Origin of the sequence: Streptomyces sp. NPDC005281 (assembly GCF_040607495.1) — a bacterium.
Classification (GTDB): Bacteria; Actinomycetota; Actinomycetes; order Streptomycetales; family Streptomycetaceae; genus Streptomyces.
Window position 1 is genome coordinate 85,603 of record NZ_JBEXGX010000011.1, and the last position, 19,127, is coordinate 104,729.

Annotated in this window: 15 protein-coding genes; 12 read left to right on the forward strand and 3 right to left on the reverse strand. The window is 69.6% G+C overall.

All coding sequences use genetic code 11. From position 1 onward, the window contains the following. Positions 1-100: 100 nt before the first annotated feature. Positions 101-2,491: an MFS transporter gene (locus ABZV42_RS17280; protein WP_355978666.1), complete on the reverse strand. Its 2,391-nt coding sequence runs from the start codon at positions 2,489-2,491 to the stop codon at positions 101-103. Positions 2,492-2,718: 227 nt separating this feature from the next. Continuing rightward, positions 2,719-3,162, reverse strand: coding sequence for an SRPBCC family protein (locus tag ABZV42_RS17285; protein WP_355978669.1), 444 nt, complete (start codon positions 3,160-3,162; stop codon positions 2,719-2,721). 254 nt (positions 3,163-3,416) lie between these two features. Between ABZV42_RS17285 and ABZV42_RS17290 the strand changes: the two genes are divergently transcribed. From ABZV42_RS17290 to ABZV42_RS17300, 3 genes are all read left to right on the forward strand, one after another. Beyond that, complete coding sequence (locus ABZV42_RS17290) at positions 3,417-4,460, forward strand: Rv2578c family radical SAM protein (protein ID WP_355978672.1); 1,044 nt, start codon at positions 3,417-3,419, stop codon at positions 4,458-4,460. Between the two features lie 233 nt (positions 4,461-4,693). Further along, a complete protein-coding gene (locus tag ABZV42_RS17295; protein WP_355978675.1) occupies positions 4,694-6,280 on the forward strand; it encodes an alpha/beta hydrolase in 1,587 nt (528 codons plus the stop codon). A gap of 60 nt (positions 6,281-6,340) precedes the next feature. Beyond that, positions 6,341-6,904 carry a GNAT family N-acetyltransferase gene (locus ABZV42_RS17300; RefSeq protein ID WP_355978678.1) on the forward strand — a complete coding sequence of 188 codons (564 nt, stop codon included), beginning with the start codon at positions 6,341-6,343 and terminating at the stop codon, positions 6,902-6,904. Between the two features lie 86 nt (positions 6,905-6,990). On the opposite strand, the gene ABZV42_RS17305 is transcribed toward ABZV42_RS17300, so the two are convergent. Beyond that, the gene (locus ABZV42_RS17305; protein ID WP_356052451.1) at positions 6,991-7,575 is read right to left on the reverse strand and encodes an adenylosuccinate lyase; all 585 of its coding nucleotides are present in this window, start codon (positions 7,573-7,575) and stop codon (positions 6,991-6,993) included. 562 nt (positions 7,576-8,137) lie between these two features. On the opposite strand from ABZV42_RS17305, the gene ABZV42_RS17310 reads away from it, so the two are divergent. The 9 genes from ABZV42_RS17310 (at position 8,138) to pssA (ending at position 19,074) form a co-directional block, all read left to right on the forward strand. Then, a complete protein-coding gene (locus tag ABZV42_RS17310; RefSeq protein WP_355978684.1) occupies positions 8,138-9,943 on the forward strand; it encodes a 3-hydroxyacyl-CoA dehydrogenase family protein in 1,806 nt (601 codons plus the stop codon). A gap of 136 nt (positions 9,944-10,079) precedes the next feature. Beyond that, positions 10,080-10,892 (forward strand): TetR family transcriptional regulator, encoded by an 813-nt coding sequence (locus ABZV42_RS17315; RefSeq protein WP_355978687.1) that lies wholly within the window; start codon positions 10,080-10,082, stop codon positions 10,890-10,892. Positions 10,893-11,317: 425 nt separating this feature from the next. Further along, positions 11,318-12,655: a crotonyl-CoA carboxylase/reductase gene (ccrA, locus tag ABZV42_RS17320; RefSeq protein WP_355978690.1), complete on the forward strand. Its 1,338-nt coding sequence runs from the start codon at positions 11,318-11,320 to the stop codon at positions 12,653-12,655. Positions 12,656-12,663: 8 nt separating this feature from the next. Continuing rightward, complete coding sequence (locus ABZV42_RS17325) at positions 12,664-14,712, forward strand: protein meaA (RefSeq protein ID WP_355978693.1); 2,049 nt, start codon at positions 12,664-12,666, stop codon at positions 14,710-14,712. Further along, positions 14,709-15,674, forward strand: a complete 966-nt coding sequence (locus ABZV42_RS17330) for a CoA ester lyase (RefSeq protein WP_037621468.1) — start codon at positions 14,709-14,711, stop codon at positions 15,672-15,674. The genes ABZV42_RS17325 and ABZV42_RS17330 overlap by 4 nt, the downstream gene beginning before the upstream one ends. Before the next feature lie 5 nt (positions 15,675-15,679). After that, a complete protein-coding gene (locus ABZV42_RS17335) occupies positions 15,680-16,207 on the forward strand; it encodes a MaoC family dehydratase (protein WP_261705053.1) in 528 nt (175 codons plus the stop codon). A 2-nt stretch (positions 16,208-16,209) separates the two neighbouring features. Beyond that, positions 16,210-17,415 (forward strand): acyl-CoA dehydrogenase family protein, encoded by a 1,206-nt coding sequence (locus ABZV42_RS17340; RefSeq protein ID WP_355978696.1) that lies wholly within the window; start codon positions 16,210-16,212, stop codon positions 17,413-17,415. 170 nt (positions 17,416-17,585) lie between these two features. Continuing rightward, on the forward strand, positions 17,586-18,233 hold the full coding sequence (locus ABZV42_RS17345) for a phosphatidylserine decarboxylase (protein WP_355978699.1): 648 nt from the start codon (positions 17,586-17,588) through the stop codon (positions 18,231-18,233). Positions 18,234-18,255: 22 nt separating this feature from the next. Then, positions 18,256-19,074, forward strand: a complete 819-nt coding sequence (gene pssA, locus ABZV42_RS17350; protein WP_355978905.1) for a CDP-diacylglycerol--serine O-phosphatidyltransferase — start codon at positions 18,256-18,258, stop codon at positions 19,072-19,074. Positions 19,075-19,127 lie beyond the last annotated feature (53 nt).

A 19,127-nucleotide genomic window follows, 5' to 3' on the forward strand; every position in this document is an offset into this window, starting at 1 on the left:
CCGGTCGCGATGTGTGGCAACGCGGGAATTGAACGCGACGGGGCGGCTCCGGCGCGCGGCGCGTCCCTCGGGCGCCGTCCGGCCCGCGTCCGAGGGCGGGTCAGTCCTCGTGGCCCACTTGCAGGTCGCGCTCCGTGCGGCCGCCTCCGGCGACCTGGAGCACGGTGGCCACCGGCGGATAGCCCGCCGCGATGACCGTGTACTCGCCCGACGACAGGTCGATGAACCGGAACGTCCCGTCCGGGCCGGTGGTGAGGGTGTCGACCACGTTGCCCGCGGCGTCCAGCAGCGTCACGCGCGCGTCCTCCACCGGCCGTCCGCCGCCCGCCCGGACCGTGCCCCGCAGCACCGCGCCGCCGGCGAGTTCGACGTCCTGGCGGGTCTCGCGGGCCGCCTGGACGGTCACCGGGAGCGCGGCCGGGCGGAACGCGGGCGCGCCGGCGGCGAGGGTGTACTCGCCGGCCACCAGTTCCGTGATGACGTAACCGCCCTCGCGCCCGCTGCGGGTGGTGGCGACGACCTCGCCGTGCGCGTTCGTGAGGGTGACGGTGGCCTCGCGCACGGGGGTGCCGTCCGCGGTCAGCACGCTGCCGGTGAGCCGGCCCGCGCCGCCCAGCACGACGTCCAGTTCCACCGGCCGTTCGCCGACCGTCACCGAGACGGCCTGCGGCTGGTGGCCCCCGGCCGCGGCGATCAGCACGTACGAGCCGGAACCGGGCGTGGAGAGCGCGTACCGGCCGTCCTCCGCGCTGGCGCCCCGTCCGATCTGCTGCCCCCCGATGTCGATGAGGGTGAGCGCGGCGCGGGCCACGACGGTGCCGTCGGGGTGCTGCACCGTGCCGCAGACGGGGATCCCGCCGAGGTGTCCCGAACGGGCCTGAGGGATCCGCTCGTTCGTCCGCGCGGCTTCCGGGTCGGCGGTGGATGCGTTGTGGGACACCAGCGGTTTCTCCTTGAGGAAGAAGGCGATGAGCAGGCCGAGGACGAGTACCGGCACGAGGTAGAGGAAGATCCGTGGCATGGCGTCGGCGTAGGCGCCGATGTACCGGTCGCGCAGGGCGGCGGGCATCGCGTGGACGAGTTGCGGGGTGATGGACTCGGGGTCGGGGGCCGCCCCGCCCGCGCGCGCGGGGAGGCGGTCGGCGAGCGCGTCGGCCAGCCGGTGGGCGAAGAGCGTGCCGAAGACCGCGGCGCCGACGCTGCCGCCGATCTGGCGGAAGTAGTTGTTCGCGCTGGTCGCGGTGCCGAGGTCGGCCGGCTCCACGGAGTTCTGTACGGCGACCACCAGGACCGGCATCACCATGCCGATGCCGACGCCGAGGACCGCCATCCAGGCGCTGTAGTGGAGCCGGGGAGTGCCGGCGTCGAGGCGGGAGAGCAGCCACATGCCGACGGCCGAGAGGGCGCAGCCGAGGACCGGGAAGACCTTGTAGCGGCCGGTACGGCTGATCAGCTGCCCGGAGACGACGGAGGCGACGACGATGCCGCCCATCATGGGGAGCATCAGAAGCCCGGACTCCGTGGCCCCGGCGCCGTCGGCCATCTGGAAGAACGTGGGGAGGTACCCGGCGGCCCCGAAGAGCGCGGCTCCGACGACCAGACCGACGAGCGCGGTGACGTTGAAGACGCGGTCCCTGAACAGCCGCAGCGGGATGAGGGGTTCGACCGCGAAGCGCTCGACGACGAGAAAGAGCGCCGTCGCGGCGAGCGCTCCCGCCGCGAGCGCGACGACGGGCCGCGAGTTCCAGGCGTACTCGGTGCCGCCCCAACTGGTCAGCAGGACCAGGCAGGTCGACGCGGCGGCGAGCAGCACCACTCCGAGGATGTCGACCCGCCCCCGCACAGCGGGCTTGGGCAGCTTCAGGACGACGGTGACGACGGCCAGCGTGAGCAGCCCGAAGGGCACGTTGACGTAGAAGCACCATCGCCAGGACAGATGGTCCGTGAAGTAGCCGCCCAGCAGGGGGCCGGCGACCGAGGCGAGACCGAACGCGGCGCCGATCAGCCCCATGAACCGGCCGCGTCGGCGCGGCGGAACGATGTCCGCGATGATCGCCTGGACGCCGATCATGAGGCCGCCGGCACCGATCCCCTGGACCGCGCGGAAGGCGATCAGCTGGTCCATGGTCCGCGCCCGCCCGGCGAGCGCGGAGCCGACGACGAAGACGGCGATGGCGAACTGGAAGACGCCCTTGCGGCCGTAGAGGTCGCCGAGCTTGCCGTAGACGGGGAGTCCGACGGTGGACGTGAGCAGGTAGGCCGTGATCGCCCAGGACATCCTGTCGAGGCCGTGCAGTTCTCCGACGATCTTCGGGAGCGCGGTGGCCACGATCATCTGCTCGAGCGCGGCGAGGAGCAGGGCCGGGATCAGCCCGCAGAAGATCAGCCGCACCTGCCGCGGGGTCGGCCCGAGGAGTTCGACGGCCACCGGGGCGGGGTCGGGCACGGGTGCGACGGCCGGTTCGTCCTGCACCAGAGTGATCCCGCCCATGTATCCGCTCCCCTCGCCACGCCCGCCGTACAATTGCCGCCAATCGCGACAACTCCCGGCAAGCATGACGAGTTACGGCATAGCGCCGCACAGGGCGGAGATCCACCCGAAACGGTGAGGGCACAACACGCCCTCGGGCGCGGCCTCTTGGCGACCGCTACCGTCAAGTGACTGTCGGGCGGCCGGACCTGGGCCCCCGGGAGCCCGCGCCTCCCGGGGGCGGGAGGTCACTTCTCGGTGTGCGCCGCGAGGTTGGCGAGCAGGGTGTCGTAGATGCGGCCGAGACCCTTGGGCGCGAAGGTCCGCTCGAAGAAGCCACCGATGCCGCCCGCGCCGTTCCAGACGCTGGTGACCACCACACGGGACTTCCCCTCGCCGGCGGGGGTGACCCGCCAGGTGGTGACCATGGAGGAGTTGCGGTCCTTCTCCACGAGCTCGCCGTCGGTGGGCTCGCTCACCTCGAGCAGGCAGTCACGGACGCGCTTGCTGGTGGCCTGGAGCTTCCAGTGGACGAGGGTGCCGTCGCCGTCGCCGCCCTCGCGCACCTCGTACTCGCTGAAGTGCTCGGGCAGCAGCTTCGGCCGCGCACCGCTGTAGTCGGCCAGGGCGTCGAACACCGTTTCCGCGTCCGCCGCGATGACCCGCTCCGTCGTGGCCTCGACCTGCGCCATGGCACTTCCTCCAGCACTTGGTTCCTCGGGGTGTGCCGCCAGCCAACCACCCGGCGCCCCGGCCGCCCAAATCGGGGTGCCCGTGGGCGCGGGCGGCGCGGCCGGGGCGACACCGGGAAACGGCGCGGGCGGCGCCGGCGGAGCGACACGCGGAAACGGCCCGGGCGGCACCGGCGGGGCGACACGGGGAAACAGGTCGCACGATCAAGGGAACATGTGTTCTATTCTCTGTTCAGTGCTACCTAGGAGGCGCCATGCGCTGGGAGAACCTGACAGCGGAGCTTGCCGAGAGCCCCGCCCGGGACGCCGCCCTGTTCGGCGCGGACGCGGTCACGACGAGGACGTTCGACACCCCCGAGTTCAGAGGGATCACGTTCCACGAGATCCGGGCGCGGTCGATCGTGAACCGGGTGCCGGGGGCCTCCCGTATGCCGTTCGAATGGACGGTCAACCCCTATCGGGGCTGCTCACACGCGTGCGTCTACTGTTTTGCCCGTAAAACGCACAGCTATCTGGACCTCGACACCGGACTCGGCTTCGACTCCCAGATCGTGGTGAAGGTCAACGCGCCGGAGCTGCTGCGCCGCCAGCTCGCCTCACGCCGCTGGCAGGGCGAGCACATCGCCATGGGCACCAATGTCGACTGCTATCAGCGCGCCGAGGGCCGCTACGGGCTCATGCCGGGCATCATCGCGGCCCTGCGCGACCACGCGAACCCCTTCTCGATCCTGACGAAGGGCACGCTCATCCTGCGCGACCTCGACCTGCTGAAGCAGGCGTCCGAGGTCACCGACGTCGGGATCTCGGTCTCCGTCGGCTTCACCGACACCGCGCTGTGGCGCACCGTGGAGCCCGGCACACCGGCCCCCGAGCGCCGCCTGGACGTCGTCCGCACGCTGACGGACCACGGCATCGGCTGCGGTGTCCTGATGGCCCCCGTGATCCCGTTCCTGGGTGACCACCCCGGCCAACTGCGCGCCACCGTGCGGGCCATAGCCGCTTCGGGAGCCACCTCGGTGACCCCGCTGGTCCTGCATCTGCGGCCCGGCGCCCGCGAGTGGTTCATGGCCTGGCTCGAGCACCACCACCCCCACCTCGTACGGCGCTACGAGCGGCTGTACGCGGAGGGCGCCTACGCCCCGAAGTGGTATCAGCGCCGGATCACCCGTCAGGTCCACGAGCTGGCGCAGGAGTACGGCATCGGCCCCACGCGCGCGGAAATGCCGCGCCGCGTCACCGCGCCCGAGCCCGCCCCGGCGCCCGCCGAACCCGGCCCGACACAGCTGAGTCTGCTCTGAAGCCCCGTGACCGAGGCCCGATGACGAACCGTCACGGCGGCCCGTCGCGCGCGCCCGCGAAACCTCCGGACCCCTGAAGACCCCCGGAGGCACTCGTGACGGCATCCGAGCGCATCCCGCCATCCAATCGGGTCGAGTCTCGTCGGAACACGTTCTTCCAGGACCCGCCTCCGGCACGATACGGCGAAGGCCGTGGCGTGCACGGCTCAGAATCCTCCGTCCTGGGAGGCCTTGTGAAGAAACGCGCAGCCGCTCTGTGCGGGGCGGCGGTCGTGCTGGCAGGGATGATCACGTCGATCCCCGCCGACGCGAGCACCGGCCCCGCCGCCGCACCGCGCACCGCCCGGACCGCGAAACCCGTCTGGAAGAAGTGCGGCACCAGCGACTACCCGACGCTCCAATGCGCCTCCCTGAAGGTGCCGCTCGACCATTCGAACCCCTACAGCGAGCGGATCACCCTCGCGCTGTCCCGCGTCCCGCACACCGCGAAGACGTATCAGGGGCCGCTGCTGGTGAACCCGGGCGGTCCCGGTGGCAGCGGACTCACCCTGGCCGGCTTCGTCGCCTCCGCGCTGCCCAAGGCCGTGGCGGCACAGTACGACGTCATCGGCTTCGACCCGCGCGGTGTCGGCGCGAGCAAGCCCGCGCTCGACTGCAAGCCGGGTCACTTCAAGCCCGTCCGCCCCGACACGGTGCCGAGCACCCGGGCCATCGAGAAGGCGAACCTCGTCCGCGCGAGGGCCTTCGCCGAGGCGTGCGGCAAGAAGTACGCGAAGCTGCTGCCGTACCTCGACACGGTGAGCGCGGTCCGTGACATGGACGCGATCCGCGCCGCCCTCGGCGCGAAGAAGATCAACTACTTCGGCTACTCGTACGGCACCTATCTGGGCGCCGTGTACGGCAAGCTCTACCCGCAGCGGGTCCGCCGGCTGGTCCTCGACTCGATCGTCGACCCCACCGGCGTGTGGTACGACGACAACATCAGCCAGGACTACGCCTTCAACGACCGCCACCTGGCGTTCCTGGCGTGGGTCGCCAAGAACGACGCGGCCTACAAGCTCGGCACCGACCCGGCCGAGGTCGAGGCCAAGTGGTACGCGATGCGTGCGGCCCTCGCCAAGGTCCCCGCCCAGAAGAAGGTGGGCGCCTCCGAACTGGAGGACACCTTCATCCCGGGCGGCTACTACAACGGCTACTGGCCCTACCTCGCCGAGGCGTTCGCGTCCTACGTGAACAGCAAGAACTCGGACGCGCTCGTCGAGGCGTACGAGAACTTCGGCGCCGTCGACGCCTCGGGCGACAACGGCTACAGCATCTACACGGCGGTCCAGTGCCGTGACGCGTCCTGGCCGCGCGACTGGCGCCAGTGGCGCCGGGACAGCTGGGCGGTGTACGACAAGGCGCCGTTCATGGCGTGGAACAACGCCTGGTACAACGCGCCGTGCGCGTTCTGGCCCACGGACTCGCTCCAGCCGGTGGACATCTCCAACCGTCACCTGCCGCCGGCGCTGCTCTTCCAGGCGACCGACGACGCGGCCACTCCCTACGAGGGCGGGGTGACCGTCCATCACCAACTGCGCGGCTCCAGCCTGGTGGTCGAGCAGGGCGGCGGCAACCACGGCATCACGCTGAGCGGCAACGCCTGCCTGGACCAGTATCTGTCGGCGTATCTGACCGACGGCAGGGTGCCGCACGGCGGCGGCGGCGAGGCCGACGCGGTGTGCAAGACGCTGCCCGACCCGAAGCCGCTGACCGCGAAGGCCGCGTCCTCCTCGTCGAGGGGGTCGACACTGCACGGGCTGCTCGGATACCGGGGCTGAACCTCCCCCGCACGATCGCCCGTCGGGGGCGTTGTCGGACCCATGGTCCACCATGGACCCATGAACGAGCCGACACCCATCGCCGCCCCCGGCGGGCTGCGGGTGCGTGAGATGACCCTCGACGACTGCGCGCGCGTGGCCGAGATCCGGGTGCGCGGCTGGCAGGCCGCGTACAAGGGCCTGATACCGCAGTCGTACCTGGACGGGCTCAGCGTCGCCGAGGACGCGGCGCGTCGCCGCCGCAACCTCGAACAGGGTGACGGCGGCGTCGTGAACCTGGTCGCGGAGCGCGACGGATCCGTGGTCGGCTGGGCCTGCCACGGACCGCACCGGGACAGCGAAGTCCGGTCCGGGGAAGTCGAGTTGTACGCCATCTACGTGCACCCCGACGTATTGGGCCAGGGCGTCGGCCACGCGCTGCTGCGGGAGTCCGCGGGCCGCTGCGCGGCGGCCGGGCACGAGCGCATGCTGCTGTGGGTCCTCGAGGAGAACACCCCGGCGCGCCGTTTCTACGAGAGAGCCGGCTTCCGTCCCGACGGCGCCGAGGAGCCCTACGAGGCGGCCGGCGTCGCGGTGCCCGAGGTGCGCTACGCGCGCGTGCTGACGGGCAGCGGCCTGGACTGACGACGACGGGCCGGCCCTGACGACGTGTGCCGGCCCCAGGCCCGCCCGCGTGAGCGCACGCGGGTGCCGCCCGGTACAGGCCGGCCCTAGTCCCACTCCCCGGTCAGCCGGTTCAGTGCGCGCACGGCCGTCTCCGCGAGCGCCGGGTGCGCCAACGCCTCGTGCAGAACCCCCCTCGCGCGGGTGTCGCCCAGCACGCCCAGTCCTTCCGCGCACGCGAGGGCGACCTTGCGGTAGGGGTCGTGCGGGCGCAGCCTGCGCTCCAGGGTGGTGATCAGCGCGGGAACGGCCTCCGGCGCGCGCAGTTCGACCAGGAGCCGTACCGGCTGGAGCGCGTACGCGACCCGCAGTTCGTTCGTGGCGAGCGCCGCGGCGGCGCGGGCGGTGCGCGGGTCGCCGAGCCGGGCCAGGGCGTGGGCGGCGGATGCGCAGCGCTGCGGATCACGGTGGTTGAGCAGCAGGACGAGCGCCTCGAAAGCCCGCTTGTCGCCTGCCGTGCCGAGCCGGAAGGCGACCAACTCCCGCGCCCAGAGCGGCTGTCCGGGCTCGGTCAGCACGGAGGCCAGCACATCGGGGTCCTCGGCCGCCGCGAGACGCTCGTACGCCGCCGAGCCCCCGGCCCCGGCCTCGCTCCGTAAACGCTCCGTGAGTGATCGCAACGCCTCGTCCATGGGCCGAGCTTAAGGGCTGTCCAGTGATCCCCGGCGGGCGCACGACGACAGCTACGGCTCCCCCAAGCTCTTCGAGCAGGGGGTACCCCCACGCCGCGTTGTCGGATCGCCCGAATACGCCCAGTACGAGGACGACCCTCCGCCTTGCGATGCACCGCATCCGACGCCGCGCGCTGATCCACCGGGGATTACGGGACAGCCCTTAGGCAAGCCCGTGAGGTGCGGGGACGTACATCACAAAGTCGGGGGCTGGCGCGCTCGTTACCGGCGGGTTAAGCTCAGACGAGCGAGTTACCCACTCGTGTCTCACCTCTCGGTGGCCTGGTGACGCAGCCACCGTGAGAGCAGTCGGTTCGGTACTTCAGGTACCGCAGTACGGCATGGCTCCGGGACAGGGCCGGTCGGCTTTCACCGCCCATGGGCGCCCGTTCGTCGGCGCTTCGGGACGGCACCGGGCGTGTGCGCTCGTCAGCCCGGAAACACCCGCAACCTCCGCACGCCGTACGCCTGTCGGCGTACCCGCGTGCGCTCCTCAGTCGTCACTTCCTCCAGGAGTCCCGCGATGGCCACTCCCCTGTCCGACACCCCTCTGTCCCCGCTGAAGACCGTCGCCGTCATCGGCCTCGGCACCATGGGCACCGGCATCGCCGAGGTCCTGGTCCGGGCCGGCCGTGACGTGATCGGCATCGACATCAGCGAAGCCGCGGCCGCCCAGGCCGTGGCCACCCTCGAAGCCTCCACCGCCCGCGCCGTGCGCCGCGAGCACCTGAGCGAGCAGGAGCGCACCGGCGCCCTCGCCCGCTTCCGCACCTTCACCGACCTCGCCGCCGCGGCCGCCGCCGACCTCGTCATCGAGGTGACCCCGGAGTCGTACGACATCAAGCAGCAGGTCTTCCGGGCCCTCGACACCATCGTGCGCCCCACGGCGATCCTCGCGACGGGCACCAACGCGCTGTCCGTGACGCGCCTTGCCGCCGACTCGGCGCACCCCGAGCGCGTGCTCGGTCTGCACTTCTTCAACCCGGCTCCCGCGATGAAGCTGGTCGAGGTCGTCTCCTCGGTGCTGACCGCGCCGACGGCCGTCTCGGCGGTCACCGACCTGGCCCTCGAACTCGGCAAGGAGCCGGTCGCGGTGGGCGACCGCCCCGGTTTCGTCGCCGACGGGCTGCTCTTCGGCTACCTCAACCAGGCGGCCGCGATGTACGAGGCGAAGTACGCCTCCCGCGAGGACATCGACGCGGCGATGAAGCTCGGCTGCGGGCTGCCCATGGGCCCGCTCGCGCTGCTCGACCTGATCGGCGTGGACACCGCGCGGACCGTGCTGGAGGCGATGTACTCCGAGTCGCACGACCGGCTGCACGCCCCCGCTCCCATCCTCAAGCAGCTCAGCGAGGCGGGCCTGACCGGGCGCAAGTCCGGCCGCGGCTTCTACACGTACGAGGCCCCGGGCAGCGACGCCGTCGTGCGGGACGCGCTGACGCCGCTCGAAGGTGCCGTCCTGGCGGAGGGCCGCGTCATCCGCTCGGTGGGTGTCGCCGGCTCCGGCACGATGGCCTCCGGTATCGCCGAGGTCTTCGCCAAGGCCGGGTACGAGGTCGTCCTCGCCGCCCGTACGGAGGAGAAGGCGCAGACCGCCAAGGCCCGGATCGGCAAGTCGCTGGCCCGTTCCGTCGACAAGGGCCGGATGACGGCCGAGGCGGCGGCGCGGACCCTGGAGCTGATCACCCCGACCGGCAGCTACGACGACTTCGCCGACGTGGACCTCGCGCTGGAGGCGGTCGCCGAGGACCTGGAGATCAAACAGCAGCTGTTCGGCGCGTTCGACAAGGTCTGCAAGCCGGGCGCGATCCTCGCCACCACCACCTCCTCGCTGCCTGTCGTCGCCTGCGCCCGCGCCACCTCGCGCCCGCAGGACGTCATCGGCATGCACTTCTTCAACCCGGCCCCGGCGATGAAGCTCGTCGAGGTCGTGCGGACCGTGCTGACCGCGGACGACGTGCACGCCACCGTGCGCGAGGTCTGCGCGAAGATCCGCAAGCACCCGGTGGACTGCGGCGACCGGGCCGGCTTCATCGTGAACGCGCTGCTGTTCCCGTACCTGAACAACGCGATCAAGATGGTGCAGGAGCACTACGCCTCGCTGGACGACATCGACGCGGCGATGAAGCTGGGCGGCGGCTACCCGATGGGGCCGTTCGAGCTGCTCGACGTGGTCGGGCTCGACGTCTCGCTGGCGATCGAGAAGGTCCTGCACCGTGAGTTCCGGGACCCGGGACTGGCCCCCGCGCCGCTCCTGGAGCACCTGGTGGCCGCGGGCTGCCTCGGCCGCAAGACGGGCCGCGGCTTCCGCGAATATGCCCGCCGCTGAGGGGAAGGGCGACCGGCTCGCGGCCGACGGCGACTGGGGCGGACTCCTCGGCCCCACCGGACACCCCCTGCCCTTCCCGGGCGGGGGGATCCCCGGACATGCGCGCTCTCCTGCGCACATGCAGTACGTTCGGGGCATGCCCCAGCCCGCCAGGTCCTCACGCACACCAGCCACGCCCGATGCGCCGGAGAGCGCCGCGGGCAGTCGCGCGGCGGCCCAACGCCTCAAGATGCGCCGGGAACTGGCGGCCGCGGCCATGGAGCTGTTCGCCGCCAAGGGGTACGAGGCGACCACGGTCGACGAGATCGCGGCCCGGGCCGGAGTGGCCCGGCGTACGTTCTTCCGCCACTTCCGCTCCAAGGAAGAGGCGATCTTCCCCGATCACGACGACACCCTGATCCGGGCCGAGGCGGTGCTGAACGCGGCACCGGCGCACGAGCATCCGCTCGACACCGTGTGCCGCGGCATCAAGGAAGTCATGAGGATGTACGCGGCACAGCCCGAGATCTCCGTCTCGCGCTACAAGCTGACGCGCGAGGTGCCGACGCTGCGCGAGGCGGAGATCGCCTCGGTGGCCCGCTACGAGCGGCTCTTCACCCGCTACCTCCTCGGCCACTTCGACGAGCACGCGCACGACGACGACGCCAACGACGATCCGCTGCTCGCGGAGGTCGCCGCGTCGGCCGTGGTCACGGCCCACAACCACGTCCTGCGGCGATGGCTGCGGGCCGGCGGCCAGGGCGACGTGGAGTCGCAGCTGGACCACGCCTTCGCCATCGTCCGCAAGACCTTCGGCACCGGGATCGGCGCGGGACGGGAGACCGCGACGCGACCGGCACAGGCGTCGGCCTTCACCGAGGGGGACGTCCTGGTGACCGTCGCCCGTGTCGACGCCCCGCTCGACCAGGTGATGCGCACCATCGAGCAGGCCCTCAAGGAACGGTCCTAGCGCGTTCCCCGAAACGCTCCCTCGAAACCAAGACCTCGCCGGACCCGCTCATTTCGAGCGGGTCCGGCTTCTTTGTGCCGTGATCTGACCCTCTGCCGCCCGATCTGATCGATCATCGCTCACGTGTTACGTAAAGATTTCACCTGAGCGCAACTTCTGGCACTCCGTGCCTTGTCAGGTGACACGGCGTGCCATACGTTGAAGGAGTCCGGGCGGCCGGCGTGCAGAGACCATTCGTACGTCGGCTGTCCCCGCAAGCCCCATGGCCTGCGTGCCCGGACGCCTGCGTCACAGGCAACCTCTCGCGCCAACCACAGCGCTGCCAAAGCACCACCTTCGCCGAACCGACGGCACACCCCTCAGCAGCAGCACCGACGTAACCCTCAGCGTTCTCCCTCGGAACGCGCATCGCCGGAGGCAACACCGTGAAGGAAATCCTGGACGCGATTCAGTCGCAGACGGCCACGTCCGCAGACTTCGCCGCACTTCCGCTCCCCGAGTCCTACCGCGCGATCACCGTGCACAAGGACGAGGCGGAGATGTTCGCCGGGCTCAGCAGCCGCGACAAGGACCCCCGCAAGTCGATCCACCTGGACGACGTGCCGGTGCCGGAGCTCGGCCCGGGCGAGGCCCTGGTCGCCGTGATGGCGTCCTCCGTGAACTACAACTCGGTCTGGACGTCGATCTTCGAGCCGGTGTCGACCTTCAGCTTCCTGGAGCGCTACGGGCGGCTCAGCGACCTCAGCAAGCGCCACGACCTGCCGTACCACATCATCGGTTCGGACCTCGCGGGCGTCGTCCTGCGCACCGGCCCGGGTGTGAACTCCTGGAAGCCGGGCGACGAGGTCGTCGCGCACTGTCTGTCCGTCGAGCTGGAGTCCTCCGACGGCCACAACGACACGATGCTCGACCCCGAGCAGCGCATCTGGGGCTTCGAGACCAACTTCGGCGGCCTCGCCGAGATCGCGCTCGTCAAGTCCAACCAGCTGATGCCGAAGCCGGACCACCTGAGCTGGGAGGAGGCCGCCGCTCCCGGGCTGGTGAACTCCACCGCGTACCGGCAGCTGGTCTCCCGCAACGGCGCCGGCATGAAGCAGGGCGACAACGTCCTGATCTGGGGCGCGAGCGGCGGACTCGGCTCGTACGCCACGCAGTTCGCGCTGGCCGGCGGTGCCAACCCGATCTGTGTCGTCTCCAGTGAGCAGAAGGCGGACATCTGCCGCTCGATGGGCGCCGAGGCGATCATCGACCGTAACGCCGAGGGCTACAAGTTCTGGAAGGACGAGCACACCCAGGACCCGAAGGAGTGGAAGCGCTTCGGCAAGCGCATCCGCGAGTTCACCGGGGGCGAGGACATCGACATCGTCTTCGAGCACCCGGGCCGCGAGACCTTCGGCGCGAGCGTCTACGTCACCCGCAAGGGCGGCACCATCACCACCTGCGCCTCGACCTCGGGCTACATGCACGAGTACGACAACCGCTACCTGTGGATGTCGCTGAAGCGGATCATCGGCTCGCACTTCGCGAACTACCGCGAGGCGTGGGAGGCCAACCGCCTGGTCGCCAAGGGCAAGATCCACCCCACGCTCTCCAAGGTCTACTCCCTGGAGGACACCGGGCAGGCCGCCTACGACGTGCACCGCAACCTCCACCAGGGCAAGGTCGGCGTGCTCGCGCTGGCGCCCCAGGAGGGTCTGGGCGTGCGCGACCAGGAGAAGCGCGCCACGCACATCGACGCCATCAACCGCTTCCGGAACGTCTGAGGTCACCCATGACAGAGCGTCAGATCGCGGATGGGCGGCGGGAGAAGGACCGGCCGTGGCTCATGCGCACGTATGCCGGCCACTCCACGGCCGAGGCGTCCAACGAGTTGTACCGGCGCAACCTCGCCAAGGGGCAGACGGGGCTCTCCGTGGCCTTCGACCTGCCGACGCAGACCGGCTACGACCCGGACCACATCCTCGCCCGCGGCGAGGTCGGCCGGGTCGGCGTGCCGGTCTCGCACCTCGGTGACATGCGCCGGCTGTTCCAGGACATCCCCCTGGAGCAGATGAACACCTCGATGACCATCAACGCCACCGCCATGTGGATGCTGGCGCTCTATCAGGTCGTCGCCGAGGAGCAGGGCGTCGACATCACCACGCTCCAGGGCACGACCCAGAACGACATCGTGAAGGAGTACCTCTCGCGGGGGACGCACGTCTTCCCGCCGGTGCCCTCCCTCCGTCTCACGACGGACATGATCACGTACACGGTCAACCACATCCCCAAGTGGAACCCGATCAACATCTGTAGCTACCACCTCCAGGAGGCGGGCGCCACTCCGGTCCAGGAGATCGCGTACGCGATGTCCACCGCGATCGCCGTGCTGGACGCGGTGTTCGCGTCCGGGCAGATCGCCGAGGACCGCAGGGGCGATGTCGTGGCCCGTATCTCCTTCTTCGTGAACGCGGGCGTCCGCTTCATCGAGGAGATGTGCAAGATGCGGGCGTTCGGGCGGATCTGGGACAAGATCACGCGCGAGCGGTACGGCATCGAGGACCCCAAGCAGCGGCGCTTCCGGTACGGCGTCCAGGTCAACTCCCTCGGTCTGACCGAGGCGCAGCCGGAGAACAACGTCCAGCGGATCGTACTCGAGATGCTGGCCGTGACCCTCTCCAAGGACGCCCGCGCCCGTGCCGTACAACTGCCCGCCTGGAACGAGGCGTTGGGCCTGCCCCGCCCCTGGGACCAGCAGTGGTCGCTGCGCATCCAGCAGGTGCTGGCGCACGAGAGCGACCTGCTGGAGTACGAGGACATCTTCGAGGGCTCGCACGTCATCGAGGCCAAGGTGGCGGACCTCGTCGAGGAGTCGCTGGCCGAGATCGACCGGATCGAGGCGATGGGCGGCGCGATGGCCGCCGTCGAGTCCGGCTACCTCAAGTCGCAGCTCGTCTCCTCGCACGCCGAGCGCCGGGCCCGTATCGAGGGCGGCACCGACAAGATCGTCGGCGTCAACATCTTCCAGTCGACCGAGCCGAACCCGCTCACGGCCGACCTGGACGCGGCGATCATGACGGTCGACCCCGCGGTCGAGGCCCAGGCGATCTCCGCCCTCCAGACCTGGCGTGACACGCGCTACCAGCCGCCCTTCAACCACCCGCGCCCGTGCAAGGCGCTGGAACGGCTGAAGGAGGCCGCGAAGGGCACCGCCAACCTCATGGAGGCCACCCTGGAGTGCGCCCGCGCCGGTGTCACCACCGGCGAGTGGGCCGGGGCCCTGCGCGAGGTGTTCGGCGAGTTCCGCGCCCCGACCGGTGTCTCGTCCGCGCCCGTCGCGGTCACCGCCGAGGAGGGCACCGGGCTCGCCCTGGTGCGCCGCAAGGTGGAACTGACCGCGAAGGACCTCGGTGTCGGCAACCTCCGGTTCCTGGTGGGCAAGCCGGGCCTTGACGGGCACTCCAACGGCGCCGAGCAGATCGCCGTGCGGGCCCGTGACGCCGGCTTCGAGGTGGTCTACCAGGGCATCCGGCTCACCCCGGATCAGATCGTGGACGCGGCCGTGGCCGAGGACGTGCACGCCGTGGGCCTGTCCATCCTGTCCGGCTCGCACGCCCAGCTGGTGCCGGACGTTCTGGAGAAGATGCGCACGGCCGGCGCGGGCGACATTCCGGTGATCGCGGGCGGGATCATCCCGAACGCCGACGCCGAACAGCTGCGGGCCGCCGGAGTGGCCGCGGTCTTCACACCGAAGGACTTCGACATCACCGGAATCATCGGCCGTATCGTCGACGAGATCCGGAAAGCGAACAAGCTCGACCCCCTGGAGGTCCTCGCATGAGCACGCCCGTCAACCGTCTGCGTCCGCGACGCTCCTGTCTCGCGGTCCCCGGGAGCAACCCCCGCTTCCTGGAGAAGGCCCAGGGCCTCCCCGCGGACCAGGTCTTCCTCGACCTGGAGGACGCGTGCGCGCCGCTGGCCAAGCCCGACGCCCGGCACACCATCGTCAAGTTCCTCAACGAGGGTGACTGGACCGGCAAGACACGGGTCGTGCGCGTCAACGACTGGACGACCGAGTGGACGTACCGCGATGTCGTCACGGTCGTCGAGGGCGCGGGGCAGAACCTCGACTGCATCATGCTGCCGAAGGTGCAGACCGCCCAGCAGGTCGTGGCGCTCGACCTCCTGCTGACGCAGATCGAGAAGACCATGGGCTTCGAGGTCGGCAAGATCGGCATCGAGGCGCAGATCGAGAACGCCCAGGGCCTGAACAACGTCAACGAGATCGCCACCGCCTCGCAGCGCGTGGAGACGATCATCTTCGGCCCGGCCGACTTCATGGCGTCGATCAACATGAAGTCGCTGGTCGTGGGCGAGCAGCCGCCCGGCTACCCGGCGGACGCCTACCACTACATCCTGATGAAGATCCTGATGGCCGCGCGCGCCAACAACCTCCAGGCGATCGACGGTCCCTACCTCCAGATCCGCAACATCGACGGCTACCGCGCGGTCGCCCAGCGTGCCGCGGCCCTCGGCTTCGACGGCAAGTGGGTGCTGCACCCCGGTCAGGTGGAGGCCTCGAACGAGATCTTCTCCCCCTCGCAGGAGGACTTCGACCACGCCGAGCTGATCCTGGACGCGTACGACTACTACACGTCGGAGGCGGGCGGCAAGAAGGGCTCCGCGATGCTCGGCGACGAGATGATCGACGAGGCCAGCCGCAAGATGGCGCTCGTCATCTCGGGCAAGGGCCGGGCCGCCGGCATGCAGCGCACCACCTCGTTCGAAGCCCCGGAGGCCTGAGCACCATGCAGTTCGGACGCACCTACGAAGAGTTCGAGGTCGGGGCGGTCTACAAGCACTGGCCCGGAAAGACGGTCACGGAGTACGACGACCATCTCTTCTGTCTGCTGACCATGAACCACCACCCGCTCCACATGGACAGCAACTATGCGGAGAAGACGACCGATTTCGGGAAGAACGTCGTCGTCGGGAACTACATCTACTCCCTGCTCCTCGGGATGTCCGTGCCGGACGTCTCGGGCAAGGCGATCGCCAACCTGGAGGTCGAGTCGCTCAAGCACGTGGCGCCGACCTTCCACGGCGACACGATCTACGGCGAGACCACGGTCCTCGACAAGACGCCCTCCCGGTCCAAGTCGGACCGCGGGATCGTCTACGTCGAGACCAAGGGCTACAAGCAGGACGGCACGCTGGTCTGCGTGTTCCGCCGCAAGGTGATGGTCCCCACCGAGACGTACATCAAGGAGCGCGGCGGCGAGCAGCCCGGCCGGCCCGAACTCACCGCCCCGGCGGAGAAGAAGACGGAGAAGTAGTCATGGCGCGACTCGCCCAGACCGCCGGTCTGACCGACGTCCAGCAGGAGATCCTCTCCACGGTCCGCGATTTCGTGGACAAGGAGATCATCCCGGTCGCGACCGAGCTGGAGCACCGCGACGAGTACCCGCAAGCGATCGTCGACGGGCTCAAGGAGCTCGGCCTCTTCGGGCTGATGATCCCCGAGGAGTACGGCGGTCTGGGCGAGTCCCTCCTGACGTACGCGCTGTGCGTCGAGGAGATCGCCCGCGGCTGGATGTCCGTCTCGGGCATCATCAACACCCACTTCATCGTGGCGTACATGCTCAAGCAGCACGGGACGCAGGAGCAGAAGGACCACTTCCTGCCCCGGATGGCGCTCGGCGACGTACGCGGCGCCTTCTCCATGTCGGAGCCGGCTCTCGGCTCCGACGTGTCGGCGATCACGTCGAAGGCGGTGAAGGACGGCGACGAGTACGTCCTCAACGGCCAGAAGATGTGGCTGACGAACGGTGGATCATCGAATCTGGTGGCCGTTCTGGTCCGGAGTGACGAAGGACACCCGGAGGGCACGGCGCCCCACAAGTCGATGACGACCTTCCTCGTGGAGAAGGAGCCGGGCTTCGGAGAGGTCCGTCCCGGCCTGACCATCCCCGGCAAGATCGACAAGATGGGTTACAAGGGGGTCGACACCACCGAACTCATCATGGACGGACTGCGCATTCCGGCCAATCGGGTTCTCGGCGGCACCACCGGCCGAGGGTTTTACCAAATGATGGACGGAGTCGAGGTCGGCCGCGTCAATGTCGCGGCTCGTGGCTGCGGTGTCGCGCAGCGTGCATTTGAGCTCGGCGTCTCATATGCCCAGCAACGTCACACTTTCGGCAAGGCGATCGCCCAGCACCAGGCCATCCAGTTCAAGCTGGCCGAGATGGCTACCAAGGTCGAGGCCGCCCATGCAATGATGGTGAACGCAGCTCGCAAAAAGGACTCTGGTGAACGAAACGACCTCGAAGCAGGGATGGCGAAGTACCTCGCCTCCGAGTACTGCAAAGAGGTGGTTGAAGATGCTTTCCGGATCCACGGCGGCTACGGCTTCTCCAAGGAGTACGAGATCGAGCGCCTCTACCGTGAGGCGCCGATGCTGCTGATCGGCGAAGGTACCGCCGAGATCCAGAAAATGATCATCGGGCGCCGACTGCTCGAAGAGTATCGACTCCAGGGCTAGATGTCCGGGTTCGGGGTGTTTTCATCGCGAAGAAGATCACACCCCGTCAGCTCTCTCCAGCCGTCGACTCCGCATCTTGGCTTGCCCAGTTGCGGTCTGCGACCGGTACGATCGCGTGAAAGCCGCCGTCCCCCGTTCGAGCGCGGCATCATCCGCTACGAAGGTCATCCATGCCCCACAGCCAAACCTCTGCACCTCGCGGCCGGGTCCGCCTCGCGCGCGGAGCATCGCCGTGGCTTCTCCCGACCGTTGCCACCGCAGCACTCAGCCTGGCCCGTTCGCGCCGTTCCGGCGCGGCCAAGGCCGTGGCCGTACCCGTCACCGCTCTCGCGGCCGGGATGCTGTGGTTCTTCCGCGACCCCGAGCGTGAGATCACGCAAGGCCGGGTCATCTCGCCCGCCGACGGTGTGGTGCAGAGCATCATGCCGTGGAAGGACGGACGCACCCGCGTCGCGATCTTCATGAGCCCGCTCAACGTCCACGTCAACCGCGCGCCACTCTCCGGCACGGTGACGTCGGTCGAGCACATCCCCGGTGGGTTCGTTCCGGCGTTCAACAAGGAGAGCGAGAACAACGAGCGCGTCGTCTGGCATTTCGACACCGAACTCGGTGACATCGAGATGATCCAGATCGCCGGCGCCGTCGCCCGCCGCATCGTGCCGTACGTCCCTCAGGGGACGAAGGTCGAGCAGGGCGACCGGATCGGTCTGATCCGCTTCGGCTCGCGCGTGGACATCTACCTCCCCGAGGGTGTCGAGGTCGACGTGGAGGTCGGTCAGAAGACCGTGGCTGGGGTGACTCGAATTGACCGTGATTGATCCCGAGACACAGGCCGGCTGGGTGCCGGAGGCCGATGAGATGGACGACGACGAGGAGATGCCTCTCTCGCTCCGCCTCTCGATAGCGGACACGCTCACGCTCGGCAACGCCACGTGCGGCTTCATGGCGGTGTACTTCACCACCACCGGCATCCTGATCCCGCACCTCACGGGCAGCGACGAGTCGGGCATGGCCCGTCACTCCGCCGCAACGGCCGTGATCCTCATGCTCTGCGCCGCGGTCTTCGACCTGTTCGACGGCCTGGTTGCCCGCAAGCTGCGCTCCTCCCCCATGGGCGCCGAGCTGGACAACCTGTCCGACCTGATCAGCTTCGGTCTCGCACCGGCCTACTTCGTGCTCGTGTACGGCATGGTCGCGGACGACGCCTACCAGAAGGTGGCGGCGGTCGGGGCGATCGTGGTGCTGCTCGCCGTGGTGCTGAGGCTCGCGAGATTCTCCTGCGTCACGGTGAAGGACGGCACGTTCCAGGGCATGCCGAGCCCGTTCGGCGCGCTGACCGTGGTCTCGATCATCCTGCTCGAGCTGCCCTTCGTCGCCACGCTCATGGCGATCATGGGCACCGCCTGGCTGATGGTGAGCCGGGTCGAGTACCCCAAGCCGCGGGGTCGCCTCGCGGTCGCGATGCTCTCGTGGATCGTGCTCTCGATGGGTCTCCTGGCCGCGTGGGCGTTCGACGCGCCGGGCGGCCAGCTGCTCCTCCAGACCGGCTGCGCTCTCCAGCTGGTCATGGGCGCGGTGATCCCGCTGTTCGCCACGGCCCGCCGGGTGAACAACTTCCGGGGCAACCGCCGTGAGGCACGAGCCGCACAGCTCCCGTAACACCCCGTACGTCGCCGAAGGGCCCCGAACCACACGGTTCGGGGCCCTTGTGC